The 19047-nt window shown below is 60.3% G+C and carries 14 protein-coding genes and 1 pseudogene; 7 read left to right on the top strand and 8 right to left on the bottom strand.

Annotation, left to right across the window (positions count from 1 at the left end; translation table 11 throughout):
* Positions 1-268: 268 nt before the first annotated feature.
* On the top strand, positions 269-2260 hold the full coding sequence (locus AC2A1F_RS08210; protein ID WP_484208290.1) for a ribonucleoside-diphosphate reductase subunit alpha: 1992 nt from the start codon (positions 269-271) through the stop codon (positions 2258-2260).
* A 200-nt stretch (positions 2261-2460) separates the two neighbouring features.
* Positions 2461-2859 (top strand): annotated as a pseudogene (locus AC2A1F_RS08205) (PepSY domain-containing protein); the annotation flags it as partial.
* A 254-nt stretch (positions 2860-3113) separates the two neighbouring features.
* On the opposite strand, the gene AC2A1F_RS08200 reads toward AC2A1F_RS08205, so the two are convergent.
* On the bottom strand, positions 3114-3383 hold the full coding sequence (locus AC2A1F_RS08200; RefSeq protein ID WP_484208289.1) for a DUF2171 domain-containing protein: 270 nt from the start codon (positions 3381-3383) through the stop codon (positions 3114-3116).
* A 261-nt stretch (positions 3384-3644) separates the two neighbouring features.
* Between AC2A1F_RS08200 and AC2A1F_RS08195 the strand changes: the two genes are divergently transcribed.
* The 3 genes from AC2A1F_RS08195 to AC2A1F_RS08185 are packed head-to-tail and all read left to right on the top strand — an operon-like array spanning position 3645 to position 6413.
* Entirely contained in the window at positions 3645-4700 is a 1056-nt protein-coding gene (locus tag AC2A1F_RS08195; RefSeq protein ID WP_484208288.1) for a ribonucleotide-diphosphate reductase subunit beta, read from the top strand.
* Between the two features lie 41 nt (positions 4701-4741).
* A complete protein-coding gene (locus AC2A1F_RS08190) occupies positions 4742-5530 on the top strand; it encodes a HipA family kinase (RefSeq protein WP_484208287.1) in 789 nt (262 codons plus the stop codon).
* Positions 5520-6413, top strand: coding sequence for a DUF3037 domain-containing protein (locus tag AC2A1F_RS08185; protein WP_484208286.1), 894 nt, complete (start codon positions 5520-5522; stop codon positions 6411-6413). The genes AC2A1F_RS08190 and AC2A1F_RS08185 overlap by 11 nt, the downstream gene beginning before the upstream one ends.
* A 219-nt stretch (positions 6414-6632) precedes the next feature.
* Here AC2A1F_RS08185 and AC2A1F_RS08180 read toward each other — a convergent pair whose 3' ends face one another.
* The 4 genes from AC2A1F_RS08180 to AC2A1F_RS08165 all read right to left on the bottom strand — a co-directional run bounded on the left by AC2A1F_RS08180 (position 6633) and on the right by AC2A1F_RS08165 (position 10725).
* Positions 6633-7010, bottom strand: coding sequence for an endonuclease domain-containing protein (locus AC2A1F_RS08180; protein ID WP_484208285.1), 378 nt, complete (start codon positions 7008-7010; stop codon positions 6633-6635).
* A 95-nt stretch (positions 7011-7105) separates the two neighbouring features.
* On the bottom strand, positions 7106-8503 hold the full coding sequence (locus tag AC2A1F_RS08175; protein WP_484208284.1) for a mannitol dehydrogenase family protein: 1398 nt from the start codon (positions 8501-8503) through the stop codon (positions 7106-7108).
* Positions 8500-9915 (bottom strand): glucuronate isomerase, encoded by a 1416-nt coding sequence (gene uxaC / locus AC2A1F_RS08170; RefSeq protein WP_484208999.1) that lies wholly within the window; start codon positions 9913-9915, stop codon positions 8500-8502. Before uxaC ends, AC2A1F_RS08175 begins: the two co-directional genes overlap by 4 nt.
* 42 nt (positions 9916-9957) lie before the next feature.
* Positions 9958-10725 (bottom strand): FadR/GntR family transcriptional regulator, encoded by a 768-nt coding sequence (locus AC2A1F_RS08165; RefSeq protein WP_484208283.1) that lies wholly within the window; start codon positions 10723-10725, stop codon positions 9958-9960.
* A gap of 64 nt (positions 10726-10789) precedes the next feature.
* Between AC2A1F_RS08165 and manD the strand changes: the two genes are divergently transcribed.
* Both manD and AC2A1F_RS08155 read left to right on the top strand, forming a co-directional pair.
* Entirely contained in the window at positions 10790-12037 is a 1248-nt protein-coding gene (gene manD, locus AC2A1F_RS08160; RefSeq protein WP_484208998.1) for a D-mannonate dehydratase ManD, read from the top strand.
* A gap of 32 nt (positions 12038-12069) precedes the next feature.
* The gene (locus tag AC2A1F_RS08155) at positions 12070-12924 is read left to right on the top strand and encodes a sugar kinase (protein WP_484208997.1); all 855 of its coding nucleotides are present in this window, start codon (positions 12070-12072) and stop codon (positions 12922-12924) included.
* 21 nt (positions 12925-12945) lie between these two features.
* Here the strand turns inward: AC2A1F_RS08155 and AC2A1F_RS08150 are convergent, their stop codons facing one another.
* From AC2A1F_RS08150 to AC2A1F_RS08140, 3 genes are all read right to left on the bottom strand, one after another.
* The gene (locus tag AC2A1F_RS08150; RefSeq protein ID WP_484208282.1) at positions 12946-14193 is read right to left on the bottom strand and encodes an MFS transporter; all 1248 of its coding nucleotides are present in this window, start codon (positions 14191-14193) and stop codon (positions 12946-12948) included.
* 25 nt (positions 14194-14218) lie between these two features.
* A complete protein-coding gene (locus AC2A1F_RS08145) occupies positions 14219-16951 on the bottom strand; it encodes a glycoside hydrolase family 2 protein (RefSeq protein WP_484208281.1) in 2733 nt (910 codons plus the stop codon).
* A 163-nt stretch (positions 16952-17114) separates the two neighbouring features.
* Positions 17115-18752 (bottom strand): carboxylesterase/lipase family protein, encoded by a 1638-nt coding sequence (locus AC2A1F_RS08140; RefSeq protein WP_484208280.1) that lies wholly within the window; start codon positions 18750-18752, stop codon positions 17115-17117.
* Between the last annotated feature and the right edge of the window lie 295 nt (positions 18753-19047).

The following is a 19047-nucleotide window of genomic DNA, read 5'->3' as shown; positions in this document are numbered from 1 at the left end:
GGCGTTAGGGCACTATAGGTTGTGGTTGGACATCCGGGGCACCTCTAGACCTTGTTTAGAGCGCTTGGGCGTGTTTTTCGCGCAATGGCAGAACTTTGCCTCAGCACGAGACAATTCCGGCTGCGAACTTTGTTTAGAGACAGCGCGCGTGCGGGACATCAATGTTCCACTTTCGTTCTGTCCGGTGTAGGATCGGTGCGGCCGCCCGATTCGATTGTCGATTGATCGCCCGGATGGTTTCATCCGGTGTGCGGACGGGGGTTACAACGTGGATTTCAGGACTGGAGACGGCTCCGTGGTTGCGCAGGATGAATTGGCGCTGGCAAGCGCCCCGGCTTTTGCCGGTGAAGCGAAAGCTGTAGATATGAACGCCAAGGATGCAGGCAGTGATGCGCTCGTGGCTGGCATGGCTGCTGCGGCTGTTGCTGCGGCCCCGGTCAGCGATTCCAAGACGGTCAATCCGCGCCGCTTCACCATTGTGACCGATCACAGCCGCGATGCGCTCCTTACTGATTTCGGCAAGGATACGCTGGACGACCGCTATCTGTTGCCGGGCGAGAAGTATCAGGACCTGTTCGCGCGCGTGGCCGATGCCTATGCCGATGATCAGGCGCACGCGCAGCGGCTCTATGACTACATCTCGAAGCTGTGGTTCATGCCCGCAACGCCCGTGCTGTCAAACGGTGGCACCGGGCGGGGCCTGCCGATCTCGTGCTATCTGAACTCGGTGGATGACAGCCTTGAAGGCATCGTTGCCACCTGGAACGAGAACGTCTGGCTCGCCTCGCGCGGCGGCGGCATCGGCACCTATTGGGGCCAGGTGCGCGGCATTGGGGAGAGCGTGGGCCTGAACGGCAAGACCAGCGGCATCATTCCTTTCGTGCGCGTGATGGATTCGCTGACGCTGGCGATCAGCCAAGGTTCGCTGCGTCGTGGGTCGGCCGCGTGCTATCTTGATGTGTCACACCCGGAGATCGAAGAATTCCTCGAAATCCGCAAGCCCAGCGGCGATTTCAACCGCAAGGCGCTCAACCTGCATCACGGCGTGCTGCTGACCGATGAATTCATGGAAGCGGTGCGTGATGGCGCTGAATTCCACCTGCGGTCTCCCAAGGACGGGTCGATCCGCAACACGGTGGATGCGCGCGCGCTGTTCCAGAAGCTGGTCGAAACCCGCCTTGCCACGGGCGAGCCGTACATCGTGTTCAACGACACAGTGAACCGCATGATGCCCAAGCATCATCGCGATCTGGGGCTGAAGGTCTCGACATCGAACCTGTGTTCGGAAATCACGCTGCCCACCGGCCGCGACCATCTGGGCAACGATCGCACGGCGGTGTGCTGCCTGTCCTCGCTGAACCTTGAAACGTGGGACGAATGGAACGCCGACAAGGTGTTCATCGAAGACGTGCTGCGCTTCCTCGACAATGTGCTGCAGGACTATATCGACCGCGCGCCTGCTGAAATGGCGCGGGCCAAGTATTCGGCCATGCGCGAGCGTTCGGTCGGCATGGGCGTGATGGGCTTCCATTCGTTCCTGCAGATGAAGGGCATCGCGTTTGAATCGGCGATGGCCAAGGCGTGGAACCTCAAGATGTTCCGCCATGTCGCGGCCAAGGCCGATGAGGCCTCGCTGATGCTGGCGCAGGAACGCGGGCCGTGCCCCGATGCGGCGGACATGGGCGTGATGCAGCGCTTTTCGTGCAAGATGGCGATTGCGCCAACCGCATCGATTAGCATCATCTGCGGTGGCACTTCGGCCTGTATCGAGCCGATCCCGGCGAATATCTACACGCACAAGACGCTGTCGGGCTCGTTCGTGGTGAAGAACCCCTACCTGCAAAAGCTGCTGGCCGAAAAGAGCAAGGATTCCACCAACGTGTGGAACTCGATCCTTGAACACGGCGGATCGATCCAGCACCTCGATTTCCTCAGCCCGGACGAGAAGGCGATCTACAAGACCAGCTTCGAGATTGACCAGCGCTGGCTGCTCGAATTCGCGGCAGACCGCACGCCCTATATCGATCAGGCGCAGTCGCTGAACCTCTATATCCCGGCTGACGTGGACAAGTGGGACCTGATGATGCTGCACTTCCAAGCGTGGGAAAAGGGCATCAAGTCGCTCTATTACCTGCGTTCGAAGTCGGTCCAGCGCGCAGGGTTTGCCGGCGGGGTTGAGGCGGACAACACCTCGGCTGCGCCCAAGATCGAACTTGCCACCGCGGCGACCGATTACGAGGAATGCCTGGCCTGCCAGTGATGGCAGGTCAGCAAGCCTTGCCCCTGTCATGACGGTCCCGGCAGTCCCTGCATGTCTTAGGGCGTCCTCGCGGCTGGCGCGACCGTTGTTGCCGTTACACGCCGCGACATTTCGCGGCTTGCGCCAAGCCACCCCGTTCGGCCATTTGCGCGTGTCCGGCCCGATCCCGGCTGTGACGCTTATGGGGGCGATTTGTTCGCCGGGAACGGAAGGAATTGACTATGCGCAAGTGGCACCGCTGGATCACGGTGTTTTTCGGCGTGTTCATGCTGTGGATGGCCTTTACGGGCGTCGCCAGCCATGTGACCGCGCTTTGGCCTGCGGGCGAAACGGCAGGGCCACCACCTGTGCCGCAGGGCTTTGTCTGCCCGGAAACGATGATGTGCCGGCCCAAGGCACCTCCGGGGGGCGTGAAATCGTTGGTCGGCTGGTTCCATCACCTGCATTCGGGCGAGGAATTTGGACCCGTGGGCACGGCAATTTCGCTGATGACCGGGCTGGCGCTGCTGTTCTTCAGCATTTCGGGCCTGTGGATGTATTTCACGATGTGGAAGAATCGCAAGGACCGCAGCCTGAAGCCGCGCATGTTCTGGAAGTAACGGTTTGCGCGGCTCCGGCTCGCTTCCCCGGCCCGACTACCTTCAGGGTATCCTCTGGGTGGTCGGGCCGGGGGAGTAGGTCGGAGCCGCAAGCCCCTGACGGATGTCAGGGGCGCACCCGCCAAAAACAGAAAAACGCCCCGCTTTTCAGCGAGGCGCTTTCCGGCCGCGTGACGCGGCCTGGTCCCGAAGGGGGCGGGACGTTCCTGCAGCCCCGCATGGAGCCGCAGGAACGCCGCGCCACTTTGCAGGGCCTATTTTTCTTCGAGCATGCCCCAAGCGACATCGCCGTTGGCGGACAGGCGCACCTTGTCGCCCTCCACTTCGGCAATCAGCCCGCTGGACAGGTAATGATGGTGGCCCGAATGGGTTCCGCCTTCGTGACCTGCATCATTGTCCTTCTTGGTGAGCTTGATGCGGTCGCCGTCCATGTGGTCGACCGTGCCGACATGGGTGCCGTCCGCGCCGATCACTTCCATGTGTTCGCGGATCTCGGTGGACCAATCGCGGTTGTTTTCGGCCATGATATTTCTCCTTTGGCGACAAGAGGTTTTGCTCGCCGCACTGTTGACCGATCAACCGCTTCGGCCCCTGCCTGTTCCGCTTCAGTTCACGCCAGCAGGCCAGTCCGCGCGCGCACCGCGCCAGTCCGAAATGGACTGCCCCAAAGCACACGATTCCCTTTGGTGAAAAACCCCAACACTATCCCCGGCCAAGGCCCCCCGCCGCCTTTCGCCGTGTGCCGCCAGACCCTACATTAGAAGAATCAGTACAGGATATCGCCCATGCCCCTTCTTGAAGCCCGCAACACCTACAAGCCCTTCGAATATCCCTGGGCCTATGAATTCTGGAAGCGTCAGCAGCAGGTGCACTGGCTGCCCGAAGAGGTGCCGCTGGGCGAAGATTGCCGCGATTGGGCGCAGAAGATTTCCGAGCATGAGCGCAACCTGCTGACGCAGATCTTCCGCTTCTTCACGCAGGCCGATGTGGAAGTGCAGAACTGCTACCACGAACAGTACGGCCGCGTGTTTAAGCCGACCGAGGTCAAGATGATGCTGACCGCGTTTTCCAACATGGAAACCGTGCACATCGCCGCCTACAGCCACCTGCTCGACACGATTGGCATGCCCGAGAGCGAATATGGCATGTTCCTCGAATATGAGGAACTGAAGGCCAAGCACGATTACCTGCAAACTTTCGGCGTGGATTCGGACGAAGATATCGCCCGCACGCTCGCCATGTTCGGCGGCTTTACCGAAGGGCTGCAGCTGTTTGCCAGCTTTGCCATGCTGATGAACTTCCCGCGCTTCAACAAGATGAAGGGCATGGGCCAGATCGTCAGCTGGTCGGTCCGCGATGAATCGCTGCACTGCGAAGGCATCACCAAGCTGTTCCACGCCTTCGTGGCCGAACGCGGCTGCCTGACCAAGGCGGTGAAGGAAGACATCATCGATTGCTGCCAGAAGACCGTGCGGCTGGAAGATGCCTTTATCGATCTGGCGTTCGAACAGGGTCCGGTCCCGGGCATGAGCGCCAAGGACATCAAGCGTTACATCCGCTACATCGCCGACTGGCGCCTGAACCAGCTGGGCTTCCAGCCGATCTACATGATCGAAGATCACCCCCTCCCCTGGCTCGCCCCGCTGCTGAACGGCGTGGAACACGCCAACTTCTTCGAAACCCGCGCGACGGAATATTCCAAGGCCGCCACCCGCGGCGACTGGAACACCGTATGGACCAGCTTCGACAAGCGCCGCAGCGCGAAGTCGGCAGCGAATGCGGAAGTCCCGATGGAGGTTGAGGTGGATATGTTTGGCGCGTCGGGGATCGCGGCGGAGTGATGGTTTAGGTGGGTTCTTCATTCGCAGATTGGAGGAGTAACGTGAACTCCGCAGACAGATCGCTGCGGAATGATGAAACCCGCCACTCTCAATCGCAGCTTTTTCCAGTTCGGATAAGCACAATCCTCCCCGAATCTCCAATTGGCGCGGACTTGGCGTTTCGATGCATCTCGGATCAAGGTCGTTTCTACTATGCGAAAGACGATAAGGATGGTCGGCCCATTCGCGCGACAGAGTGGATCGCCACAAAGATTGCCGAAGCTCTAGGTTTGTCGGTCGCAGAAGCAGCAGTACTAGAAGGGACAGACGGCAACACGTTTTTTGGCTCTCTCCAACCAAATTCGCTGGCTGATGAACGCCAGTGTGAAAGGTTTCTGCGAACGCCATCACTAGACGAAGTTGGACGACCCGCGCCTTGGTTGGGTCAGTATCTCTCAAGGCTCTGGGCGTATGATATGTTTCTCGATAATCCCGACCGGAACCTCAGAAACTTCGTACTTGAACGATCCAATCGGCGCATCCGGGCTATCGATTTTGCGTCTGCGCGATACGTATACAGACCTGATACGAAGTTCCCAATTGCCACGGACAACACGAACCGTGTAGGCAGCTTTATCCGTAGCAAACACGGCAGCTATCCGGAGAGTGCCAACGAGTTGCTGGACTGGCTTGGTTTGATGGCAACTTCAACGATCACAGGCATTCTTGACGCGATGCCTGAGGATTGGTTGAGTGAGGTGCAGCGTAATGAGTTCATTAGGGCATGGTCAGATGGACGACGGCAGGCACGAATCGCTAGCGTCAAGGCTCTGATTGAGCATGACTGGTAAATATGACTTCGCTATCCTCAGCGTCACGGACCGCCACCGTGACGAGAAACTTAATGCTGGTCTCATCGTTTTTGGAACTGACTTCGCGGATGTGCGTATTCCGAAGCGGCTAGATAAGCTGCGCGCGCTGTCCGCAGCGTTTGACCTTGAAGCGATGCGTGAAGACCTTTTGGCGCTCGGACAGCTTGATCATGATGCGCGTTCTGATGTCGGGATTGAGGCTAAGGACCGTATTCAGTTCATGGAGATGGTGACTCATTTCGCGATTTCTCAGCCAGGGACCTTTGAAGCGCATAATTCTGAAGCATACGAAACATGTCTTGCTCGGCTGCAGAAGCTATTGATCGAGCCAGAAGTTGCTGCTCCGAAATTTGTATCAAAGCGCAGTCGCCTCACCACCTCCTTCAAGGCTGTGTTGCGCGGGGAGCGCATCCTTGCACGGAAAGGAGAGGACCTTTCCGCACACAGAGTGGTGCCGAACGTCCAAATTGCAGAAGGGCTTGCAGCGGACTTTGTCTTGCAGAACGGAGCAATGCACGTTTTTGAAACGGTAGATGCAAGCTCTGATGACGTGTCGTTACGAAAAGTGGTTGCCGACATTGCTGTATCGGCATTGGTGCTAGAACAGGCTCGAATGACCTTCGGGGAAAGTAGCACGAAGGCAAGATTGGTTTACGAGGCGTCGGCTTCGGTCGAGAGTCAGGCGCAACCATCGTTGATGGCTGCGCAGCATCAGGGTGCGGAGTTGATCAATTGGGCCAGCGCTGATGATCGCAGAGCGCTAATTTCGCGGCTAACGACGTTAGCTGAACCAATCCCAACCAAAGCTCAAATAGCTACAGCGATCCATGCGAGCACTCAGCATAAGTTTAATTTGAATTAGGATTTCCGAGGGGAGTCTGGCATTTATTCACTTGCAGGCAGAAGCAATTGTCTGCCGGTGCGTGCCGACCTCGAACTCCCCCAGCAGACGGGAGTCGGACTGGGTTGAAGGGAAGGAAGAAGAAGGGCCCATCCCTAGCCCTTCCCGCACGCGGGAAGGGGATAAGAAAGCGACAGCGGATAACACACCACAAAGTCCCCTTCCCGCGTGCGGGAAGGGTTAGGGATGGGCATTCGGCGGTAGCCGAAGTTTGCGCGCCTCTACCGCATGGGCAATCGCTGCCACCACGCCTTCGCAGTTTTCCCGCACATCGGCGTTGGTGAAGCGCAGGACCTGATACCCCGCCTCGGCCATGAAGCGATCGCGGTTGGCGTCGAATTCGGGGCGCAAGTCGTGGCTGTGGCCGTCGAGTTCGATGACGATCGATAAGGCGCGGCACAGGAAATCGGCGAAGTAGGGGCCGATGGGCATCTGGCGGCTGAACTTTGCGCCGACGGCTTTACCGGTGATGTTTCGCCACAGCAGGCGTTCGGTGGGCGTGGCTTCACGCCGCAGGGTGCGGGCGCGTTCGGTGTTGCGGGGTTGGTAGGCGGGCACGGGGTTTTGTTGCGACTGGGCACTGTTCCCGCAATCAGGGTTGATTCCAGAACGGTGTAACCGGCCTCATCCAAACACCCGGGAGCGCGAGGGGTCTAACCCCTCGCATCTACTACTTTTCTGTAAGCAACCGCCACGGCGTCCAGATCGGCGTCCGAAGGCTCCCACACACCAGCCAGCGGACCGGTGCCAGTGAACAGCGCGCACGCGGCTTCGTGCGGATCAGGGTTGCGGGCGACAAGTGTGGTGAGTTGGTCGGACAAGGGATCGTCAACCACACCATTCGCGCCGGACAGGTGGTGCAGCCATGCGGCGATGCCGGTGAGGATGGCGGGGCAGGGGCGGCCTTTGGCGGCGTTGTGCGCAAGGGTTTCGAGCCAGCGTTGGGGCAGCTTCTGGCTGCCGTCCATGGCGATCTGGATCAGGCGGTGGTTGAGTGCCGGGTTGGCGAAGCGGGCGATCAGCGCCTGTGCATAGGCGGCAAGGTCCTGGCCCGGTGCGGGGGTGATGGTGCGGGCGGCTTCGTCGGTCATCAGGCCGGTGGCAAGGGCGCGCAGGGCGGGGTCGGCCACGGCTTCGTGGACGAAGGTATGGCCCGCCGCGAGGCCGCAGTACGCCAGCAGCGAGTGCGCACCGTTGAGCATGCGCAGCTTGGCGGTTTCATAGGCGGCCACGTCTTGCACCAGTTGCGCGCCGACCGCTTCCCAGCGCGGGCGGGGGCCGGCGAAGTGGTCTTCGATCACCCATTGGCTGAACGGTTCGGTGACGACGCAAGCCTCATCCTGCAAGCCATCCAGCGCCTTGGCGACCATCGCGCGGTCGTCGTCGGTGGTGGCGGGCACGATACGGTCGATCATGGTGGAGGGGCAGGTGCAGTTTGCCTCGAACCATGAGACGAGATCCGGTTCGTGGCGAGCGAGGTATTGCAGCATCAGCGCGTGCAGCTTTGCGCCGTTGTCGGCCAGATTGTCGCACGGCATCAGCGTGAGGCCGGGCAGCCCGGCAGCGCGGCGGCGCAGCAGGGCTTGCGTGACGAAGTAGTAGAAGCTGAGCGAGTGGGCCTGCGCAAAATCGAGATCGCCATTGGCGGCGCGGCAATAGCCTTTCTCGGTGACGGTCAGGCTGACGATGCGGGTGAATGGCGCGGCGACGGCGGCGATGACGGCGTCGGGCTCTTCGCTGGCGACAAGCACATTGCGCACCGCGCCGACCACGCGCAGCGCGCTGCCATCGCCGGATTGTTCGGCCACGCAATAGAGCCCGTCTTGCGGATTCATCTGCCGGGCGACGCCGGGGGAGCGGAGCGAGACGCCGGTGATGGCCCAATCGGCCTCACCTGTATTCATTGCCGCATCGGTGTACCAAGCCTGATGCGCGCGGTGGAACGCGCCGATGCCGAAGTGGATGATGCCGACGGCTTGGGCATCGCGATCATAGAGCGGACGCGCGACTGCGGCAGGCAGGCGCGCCAGCGTTTGTGCCGAAAGCCTCACAGTTTGTAGGCCTTCTTGGCAAGGTTGTACGACAGGTCCTGCGCCAGTTCAGCCGCTTCCCAATCCTCAATCCGGTGTTCCATCACCAGCTGCGCCAGAAACCCGCAGTCGATCCGGCGCGCCACATCGTGGCGGGCGGGGATCGAGAGAAACGCGCGGGTATCGTCGTTAAAGCCTACGGTGTTGCAGAAGCCCGCCGTCTCGGTGGTCATGTGGCGGAAGCGGCGCATACCCTCAGGGCTATCGTGGAACCACCATGCGGGGCCGAGTTTGAGGCAGGGGTAGTGCCCGGCCAGCGGCGCGAGTTCGCGGGCATAGGCGCTTTCATCCAGCGTGAAGAGGATGATTGAAAGGTCGCGTTCGTTGCCGAACTTGTCGAGCAGCGGCTTCAGTGCATGCACGAAATCGGTGCGTGTGGGGATATCGGCGCCCTTGTCGCGCCCGAAGCGTTCGAACACCTTGGCGTTGTGGTTGCGGAAACTGCCGGGGTGGATCTGCATGACGAGGCCATCGTCGATGCTCATACCCGCCATTTCGGTGAGCATTTGCGAGCGAAACAACTCCGCGTCGGATTCATGGAACTTGCCCGATACCACGCGGTTGAACAGCGCTTCGGCCTCGGAGGCAGAGAGGTTGGCGGTGGCCGCCGTGGGGTGGCCGTGATCGGTGCTGGTGGCACCCATGCTCTTGAAGAAGGCGCGGCGGGTGCGGTGTGCGGCCAGATAGCCGGTCCAGGTCAGGCAATCCTCACCGGTCAGCGCAGAGAATGTGTCGAGATTGGCGCGGAAGCCTTCAAATTCAGGGTCGATGACCGGATCAGGACGATAGGCGGTGATGACTCGGCCCTGCCAGCCCCCCTCGCGCGCATTCTCGGCGGCAATGGCAGCGTGATGCTCCAGCGTGTCGAGCGGGCTTTCCGTCGTTGCGATGACTTCGATGTTGAAGCGTTCAAACAAGGCGCGCGGGCGGAAGGCATCGGTGGTGAGCGCCTGCGTGATCGTATCGAAATAGAGGTCGGACGTCTCGGCCGAGAGTTGAACGTCGATGCCGAAGGCTTCGGCAAAGACCCAGTCCAGCCACATCCGCGAAGGCGTGCCGCGGAACAGGCCGTAGCGTTCGGCAAAGAGCCGCCAAGCCGCGCGCGGATCGACCGCCTTGTTGCGCACGCCCAGATCTTCGAGCGCCACCCCTTGCGAATAGAGCATGCGGAACACGTAGTGATCGGGCACCAGCAGCAGATCGGTGGCATTGCCGAACGTCTCGTTGCCCGCAAACCAGCGCGGATCGGTGTGGCCATGCGGGCTGATGATCGGCAGGTCCTTAACCTGCCCATAAAGCTCCCGCGCCAACGCGCGCACCGAAGGTTCGACCGGCAGCAAGCGGTCGGGGTGGAGATCCATTTTGCGGGGCATCATCAGTCTTTCAAGAGTCGTTTGGTATCAGGGCATGTCTGATCAGGCTGTGGCGCGCGCATAGCGTTCACGCTTGGCCTGCGTGGCCTTGCGCGCTTCGGCCAGCGCCCGTTCTTCGGTAGCGAAGAGCAGGCCATCAAGCACGGCTGACAGGTGCGCGCGCATGGCTGCACGGGCGGCATTAGGATCGCGCGCGCGCAAGGCATCGAGCACGGCGGAGTGCTCTTCAACCACTGGCTTGATGTTTGCGTGGCGGGCCTTTTCGTGCAGGAGCACCGCCTCGGGCGAGGTGGCGCGCAGATCCCACAGGTGTTCGATGGCGTTGTAGATCGCCACGTTGCGCGTTGCGCGGGCAATGGCGAGGTGGAATTCGCGATCGGCCTGCTCGGTGCCGTTGGGGTCCTGATTTTCTTCGGCAATGCGATCAACCAGCACGGCGATTTCGGCAAGGTCGGCCTCGGTCATCTGCGTGGCGGCCAGCGCCGCAGCCTCGCCTTCGAACAGGAGCCGTGCCTCGGTCAATTCGAAGGCGGTCACGTTAAATCCGGGGCTGTCTTCATCGCCAGGCAGGCGTTTGACATAGGCGCCTGAACCAATGCGCACTTCGACAAGGCCCTGCACTTCCAGCGCGATCACCGCTTCGCGCACGGTCGGGCGGCTTACATCATAACGCAAGGCAAGGTCCCGTTCTGCTGGAAGGCGCGAGCCAACGGGATAGCGCCCTTGGGCCAGTTCCTCCAGCAGGGCACGGGCGAGATCTTGATAGAGCCGGTCGTTTGATTTGCTGCCAGCAGTTTTGCCGATTGCCATAAGGTGCCTTTTGGTAATACCAATTCAGGAAACTTGACAGGCCGAAATTGGTCCGTCAATCGGTATTACCACATCCGAACAATCCAAAGCGAGTGCCCATCCCATGAAAATTACCGCCGCCCGCGTAATCGTCACCTGCCCGGGCCGCAATTTCGTGACGCTCAAGATTGAAACCGATCAGGGCGTCTATGGCATTGGCGATGGCACGCTGAACGGTCGTGAACTTTCAGTCGTCGCCTATTTGCAAGAGCATGTCGTGCCGTGCCTGATTGGTATGGACCCGCGGCGGATCGAGGACATCTGGCAGTACCTTTATCGCGGAGCCTATTGGCGGCGCGGCCCGGTCACGATGCGGGCAATTGCCGCGGTCGATATGGCGCTGTGGGATATCAAGGCAAAGATGGCCGGAATGCCGCTGTATCAGTTGCTGGGCGGGCGTAGCCGTGACGGGATCATGGTCTATGGCCATGCCAATGGCGCGGATATTGCCCAGACAGTCGATGCCGTGGGCCGCTATATCGACATGGGTTACAAGGCAATCCGCGCGCAGAGCGGCGTTCCCGGCATCAAGGATGCCTATGGCGTAGGCCGTGGCACGCTTCATTATGAACCGGCCGATGCCGCGCTGCCGTCTGTCACCGGATGGGATACGCGCAAAGCGCTGAACTATGTGCCGAAACTGTTCGAGGAACTGCGCAAGACATACGGTTTCGATCACCATCTGCTGCACGATGGCCACCACCGTTATACCCCACAGGAAGCGGCGAATCTGGGCAAGATGCTCGAACCTTATCAGTTGTTCTGGCTGGAGGATTGCACGCCTGCCGAAAATCAGGAAGCGTTCAAGCTGGTGCGCCAGCACACAGTCACCCCGCTGGCGGTGGGTGAGATCTTCAACACGATCTGGGATGCCAAGGACCTGATCCAGAACCAGCTGATCGACTATATCCGCGCGACTGTGGTCGGTGCAGGTGGCCTGACCCATTTGCGCCGCATTGCCGATCTTGCCGCGATGTATCAGATCCGCACCGGTTGCCACGGGGCAACCGATCTTTCGCCGGTGACGATGGGCTGCGCGCTGCATTTCGATACCTGGGTGCCCAACTTCGGCATTCAGGAATACATGCGCCATACCGAGGAAACCGACGCCGTGTTCCCGCACGATTACTGGTTCGACAAGGGCGAGCTGTTCGTGGGCGAAACCCCCGGCCATGGAGTCGACATCGACGAGACTTTGGCGGCGAAGTATCCCTACAAACCCGCTTATCTGCCGGTTGCAAGGCTGGAAGACGGCACGATGTGGAACTGGTAGGTCCGATGCGCGCCGTGTTTGTGGGCGAGGCTATGCTGGAGCTGTCGCAGGACGGCTCCGACTGGCGTCTTGGCTATGGCGGTGACACGCTGAACACGGCGATCCATCTGGCGCGGGCGGGGGTGGACACGGCCTACCTTACCGCGCTCGGCACCGATCCATTCAGCGCCGATCTCAAAGCGCGCTGGGCGGCCGAAGGCCTTGATACACGCCTTGTGCTGGCCGATCCTGCCCGCAATCCGGGGCTATACGCGATTACCTGTGACGCTGTGGGCGAGCGTACCTTCACTTATTGGCGGGGCGAGAGCGCAGCGCGGCGCGTGTTCGAATGTGCGGGCATTGAGGCGGCGCTGCAAAGTGCGGCGGCAGCCGACATTCTGGGCTTTTCGCTGATCACGCTGGCGATCCTGCCCGAAGCCGGACGCTTGGCTTTGCTTGACCTTGCCCGGCTCGTGGCACGGCGCGGGGGCATGGTGGTTTTCGATGGGAACTATCGCCCGCGCCTGTGGGCTGATCAGACAGAGGCGGGTCGATGGCGCGATGCTGCGATTGCGGCAGCCACGGTGGGCCTCCCCACGCTGGAGGACGAAAGCGCGCTTTCTGGTGAGCAAACCGCCGACGATGTGGCCCGCCATTGGGCGCGGCTTGGATGCGCAGAGGTGATTGTCAAACTGGGTGCTGCGGGCGCGCGCTTGCCCGATGGCATGGTGCTTCCGCCACCTGAGGTGCTCAGGCCAGTCGACACATCGGGCGCTGGTGATGCCTTTAATGGGGGCTTTCTGGCTGCCCGTGCCGGTGGCGCATCGATTGCAGATGCTGTGTTGGCGGGGCATCGCCTTGCCGGTTGGTGTGTGATGCGTCGCGGCGCGATTCCAGCTCGATCCTGATACGCGCAATCACTTTCTGAATTACGCGGGCGCTTTGCGTTCGCGCAATAGCATCCACAGCACCACCGCGCCCAGAATATCGAGCGCAGCCAGCGCCACAAACAGCGGGTTGTAGCCAAATGAATCTGCGCTCTGTCCGATGAGCAGGGTGAACAGCATGCCGCCGATCCACGCGGTGGTTCCTGCCATGCCGCTGGCGGTGCCGACGGTGCGCTTGTCAAAAACATCGGCGCATAGCGTGATCAGCGCACCATTCAGCATCTGATGCGCAAAGCCGCCGATGCAGAACAGCGCAATGGCCATGCCAGGCGATGTGGCCAGCCCGATGCAGGCAGGCCCCACCATGCACAGCGCGCCCAATGTCATCGTGATCTTGCGTGATGCCAACATCGTGCTGCCGCGTGCCATCAGCCATGGCGGCAGCAGTCCTGCGGCAAGGCTGCCGAAGTCCGCCGCCAGAAACGGCAGCCACGCCCACAGCGCGATGGATTTGAGATCAAGCTGCCACACCGCAACCAGATAGAGCGGGATGAAGAAGTTGAAGGTTTGCCAAGCCGGCTCGGCCAGAAAGCGTGGCACGGCGATGGCCCAGAATGACCGGCTCCGCAGCACGTCGCGCTTGGTCGCTGGCTTGCCGGTTGGCTCGTCACCAACACCTGCCTGAATCACAGCGCGTTCGCTTTCCGACAGGCGCGGATGATCGGCTGGATCGCGATAGCCGAACCACCACAGGCCCGCCCAAGCCACGCTGAGTGCGCCGGTGACGATGAAGGCTGCCTGCCAGTTGATCGCTAGAATGCAGAACGCCACGAGTGGCGGTGCAATCATGTTGCCAACGCTCGTGCCCATCTGGAACAGGCTGGTGGCCAATGGCCGCTCGCGCGCCGGGAACCACGTTGCTACCGTCTTTGTGCCAGCGGGAATCGCGGCGGCCTCAGTTGCACCAAGCATGGCCCGAAACGCCGCAAGGCTCATCCAGCCGGTGGCAAAGGCGTGCGCCATGTTGCTCAACGCCCAGCCCAGCGCGAACAGGAAGAACCCGAGCCGCGTTCCAAGCGTATCGAGCACCGATCCGGCCACTGTCTGCATCACGGTATAGGTCGCCTGAAAGGCGAGTACGACCCAGCTGTATTGCTCGGTCGTCATCGCAAATTCGGCCTTCAGCGTCGGCGCGGCCACCGACAGCGTTGAACGCGCGAGGTAGTTCAGGATCGTCCCCAAAGTGACGAGCCCGATGATCCACCAGCGCAGTGGCAGCTTTTTCAGCATGAGGGGTTTCCGTGGCCTGCCGGTATCAGCGCAAACGTTCGATTTCGATCATCGACACGCGGGCGTCACCGGTGCCTTTCACGAAATCGAGCGGTATCGTGCCTTTGGCGTTGATCGTGAAAGTCCGGGCTTCGGCCACTGCGCCGGAGGTTGGGATGGCGGGCTGGAATTTGCGCAACAACGCCTTCTCGCCGCTCCGCACCTCAAAAGTGCCTGCTTTCTGGGTGGCAGGTGTCGCGAACCACAGCGTGATCTTGTACCGTCCGTCCGCCACCGGCACGCGATAGGAGAATGTGCCGGTGCGGTAACTGGCCAGCGCCTCGCGCTCTTGCGTGCCGGAAATCTCGGCTGGAACCGACGGCTTGCCATAGTTGGCAGGCGAATCGAGTGATGCGGCGGTGCCGCCTTCGAACCAGTTGTCAGACCCTAATACACGGTCTTTGCCCTTGCCTGCCACCAGCGCGCCGGCATCGATCACCATGGTGCGGCGCGTTGCGGGCGCTAGCGTCCAGTTCGCGGTATCCTCGATCTGCCTACCTGCTTGGCTGCCGCGCGCGACAAGCGTGTTCGTGCCTTCATCAAGCGCCACAGCGCTCCACACGCAGATCTTCTGCGGGCAGTCGTTTTTAACGCCCAGCGAACGCCCATTAAGCAGCAGTTCGGTGCTGGCGGTGTTGCTGTAAACCTTCACGTCAGTATTCGGATAGGCGCGCTCCACGTATCGTTTGCCGGTGATGTAGACCATCGGTGCTGGGTTCCAATTGGCCTTGTAGAAATAGTAGGCGTCCTTACGTGTCTTGTGGTCATAGGCGACCAGACCCTTGGTATTGATGTCCTGCGCATCGCCTTCGGTGCGGACGGTGGTTGCAAAATCGAACGAATTCCACAGCCATGTGGCATAGAGCCAGGGCCGCGCATCAAGCTGCGCCAGCGCTGTTTCGTGGATATAGCTTTCGTATTCTTCAGGCTGCGCAAAGCCGCGAGAATCAGCAGGTGCGCCCAACACGTTGTCGGTGTGAATGGTAAGGCCACCCCCAGCACCATATTCAGTCACCGCCAGCGGCTGTTGCGGACGCTTTGCGCGCACACCATCAAGATGTGGCCCAAGGTCGCTGGCTTCACCGAAGTACCAGCCGAAATAGCGGTTGGCACCGCCTAGATCGGTCGCAGGCGCGGTGATTGGAATTTCGATATCGGACCCGAACAGGCGCCCCTCGCAGCAAGTGGCAAGGGCTGTGGGGCGTGAAGGGTCCTCCTTCTTTGCTGTCGCCTGCAATTGCGCCAGCAGCGGCAGGGGATCGAGTTCCTTCCCATCTGTGCCACCGGTAAGGAAAGCAGGCAGCGAATTGCCGAAGTCCACCTCGTTGGCGATGCCCCAGATGGCCGATGCGGCGTGATTCTGGTTCTGGCGGATCAGTTCGGTCAACTGCGCCTTGGCATTGGCGACCAGCGCCGGGTCGGCTTCGCGCTTGCCGCCAAGGGTCCACGAAGAAACTAGGGGAATTTCGTCCCAAACAACAATCCCGGCGCGGTCTGCCAGATCGTGGACATCCTGCCCGTGCTGATAATGCGTCAGGCGGATGGTGTTTGCCCCCATCTCGCGGATGGTGGCGATATCTTCTGCCACATCGGCACGCGAAATGGCCCAGCCTTTGCCATCGCGGTCCTGATGATAGCCCACGCCGCGCAGCTTGTAGGGTTGGCCGTTCAACAGGAACCCGCGGGTGGCATCGAAGGCCATCGTGCGGATGCCGAATGGTTGGTGAATGACATCGGCGGGGCTGGAGGCTTTGGCATCAGCAACCTGTGCAACCAGTTGATAAAGGTAGGGGTCAATCGTGCCGTGCCACAAATGCGGATTGGCGAGCGTCAGATTGGCGAGGACTTCACCGGTCTTGCCCGGGGCGAGCGTTGCCGGGAGCATCGCGCTTGCCGCTTCGTGCCCATCACGATCGAGCAGGGCCACTTTGACCATGGCTTTGGCGGAACGCGGGCTGTCGTTCGCCACCCGAACCGTCACGGCAACCTGAGCGCTTTGCGGCGTGGCCCAAACCGTTGTGGCACGAATGCCCGGCCCGCCTGCATCAGCAAGGTCGATGTGCAGCGGTGATGTGGTGACCAGACGCACCGGACGGTACAGGCCGCCGTGAACGAAAAAGTCGCCGGTCAGCGGCAACACATCGGCTGTTGGTCCATTAGCCTTGGGCTGGGAGCTGTCCACGCGAACCACCAGTACGTTTTCGCCGTCCGCACGCATCGCTGCCGTTGCATCGATTCGGAACCGCGAAAAGCCGCCGCGATGCTCGCCAAGATAGATGCCGTTGAGCCAGACCTTGGCGATCCGGCTTGCCGCATCGAATTCCAACCAGTGCCGCAGGTCCTTCCCGGCAGCCGGGCTGGCTGCTGGCGATACAAAGCGCGTACGATACCAGCCTACGCCTTGCCGTTTGTTCACGGTCGCCGATGTGTTGGTGCCGCCAAGGGTGTGATGATAAAAGCCGACGCGGTTCCACGTGTGCGGGACAGTTACGGTAGCCCACGCGGCATCGGCAAAGTCTGCGGCTATGGCATTCGGCTCATCCCCATCGAAGAAACGCCAGCCCTTGTCGAGCACCGTCACCGTGCGCGTTGGCGCTGTTGCCTGCACTTCGACTTGTGCAGCAGAAGGTGTGACCACGGCCAACAGTGCCAGAGTAGATGCCGCCAGCAGGATCGTACGGCTGATATGCCTGCGCTGAACTGATGATGAGATGGGCATCGTGCACTCTCCATTGCCGGTCATTGTTGCCATAGGGAATGCCATGGCCAACGAGATGTTTTTGGTAAGTCCAGTTTATGGACCATACCCGCGGGCCATGCAAGAAATGCCAAAAGTTTCGCGAAAATTTTGGTAAGGCAAATCTCTGTCAGGCATTTGGTGCCTATTCTCTTCCAGCTGGGGCGGATGCTGAATCGGAGGCAGAATAGAACGCCTTGAAGAAGGCTAGACGCTCTGCCTCGGGCCATGCGCTGGCTGCAGCCTTCTCGGACAGTTCCAGCAATCGGCGCCGGGCGGGTTTGAATACCGGCCATTGCTGTGCTGGCGTGTCAGGCTTTCCGGTTCTTGCAAAAGCTACCATTGATCTGACCATGAAGTTGCTCATTGAGCGATCATTTTCGGTCCAGTTGCGCGTTGGTCGGAACCGATTGAATGTTTCCAGAGTGCCGAGCCAGAATGGAACTTCCGACGTGTGATATGCCCCAGCCGTCGCCGGATCGAGATCTGCGAAAGTTACTCCTTCCACATAAGAATGTGGCCGCGAGAATTCGTAAGTATAGACAGGTGCGCGACCGTTCTGGTGTTGCAGTGTGGCCCACGTCAACATGCTGATGGCAACAGTGCCATCACGATCGGCGGTACGGCCTTGCAAGCGCGCCTCGGCATCTGTCGTCGCGGAGTAGAGCTTCAGGAAAAGATCTGCTTTGTCACCGAAATAGGCTTTCGCCTTCGCTTCGAAGTCTGCCAGCCCATTTACGGGACCCAAGCCGCCCAGAGATTCATCGTGGGTAAAACCCAGCATTAGTGGTACGTCGCTTTGCTCCTTGCGTTCAAAGAGCTGGGGGATTCTCGCAGGCAGTACATATCCATCCACGATGGGGCCGGTAGTCGGGCCACCGGGTATTCGTGGTACGGTCAGCCTATCAGCCGGAAGGGCACGCAGTTCAACCAGACTCTGCGCCTTCCAGACGCCCATCAGTTTCTTGCCGTCCTGCTCGGAGGAGGCTCTTGAAGGCATTTGGATCGGCCCACCAATCATTGCCCCACTCATGCCGATTGCGCGATGAAACAGACCTTTGGCCAGTGGGCTGGCTTGTAGCGCCAAAACAGACATAGACCCGGCAGACTGTCCGACGATTGTCACGTTTTCAGGATCACCGCCAAAATTTGCGATGTTGCGCTTGACCCAGCCTAACGCTGCGATTTGATCGAGCAGGCCGTAATTGCCAGAAGTGCCGTGCGATGATTCCGCAGCAAGCTCTGGCAGGGCAAGAAAGCCGAGCGGGCCAAGCCGGTAATTGAGATTGACATAGACCGCGCCTTCCCGGCTCACGGCTTCGCCGTCGTAGATGCCATTGCTGCCCGCGCCGATGAAGAAGGCACCGCCATGAATGTACACAATGACCGGCGCCTTTCGGGGAAGTCGCGCCCGGTCAGGATCGGTCCAGATATTCAGATAAAGACAGTCTTCCGAAGTCGTCTCCGCCCCGGAATAATGGTTGGAAGTGGTATTTCGCAAAGGCTGAATGCACTGAGGGGCAAACCGGTCAGCATGCCGGACGCCTTGCCAGACGACAGGAGGAGCGGGAGCTTTCCAACGCAGTTCACGCAGCGGCGGCGCAGCATAAGGTATACCAAGATACGCCTCCATGCCCGACGCCAATCTTGTGCCGACGACCTGCCCGCTTTCGGTCATCACATACCGGGTTTCAGATGAGGAAGCTGTGACCTCCTTCGCCATGTCGGCCGTGCTGGTCAACAATGACGCAACCGCTGCGAAAGCGGTCAGGAAAGTTCGCATGCAGGTCTCTCCGCAAAATCAGCCATGCGCATGGACGGCCAGAAGCATCATCTTGATCGAAAATGCGTGTTTCTGGTGAAGCAGTAGGCGAATTTTGGCCTTACCACAATATGTCCAGTCTCAGCCTCAACGCATTAAAATTGCCCCGAACAGACTATCAATCCAATGGATGACTTTCCATAACTCAAAGTTATTATCAGCTTTACCAGCGGCGTTTTTCGTTCGCATAGAGCAAAAAGGCTCTGTATTTTGGCTGCTTTGCTGACAAGTCCGTGAAGATTGCGCGCATTTTCAA

The sequence above is a fragment of the Novosphingobium sp. HNCC26BN242 genome, assembly GCF_057180525.1.
The sequence above is the reverse complement of the archived record's forward strand: the minus strand, read 5'-3'. Positions and strand labels throughout refer to the sequence as shown.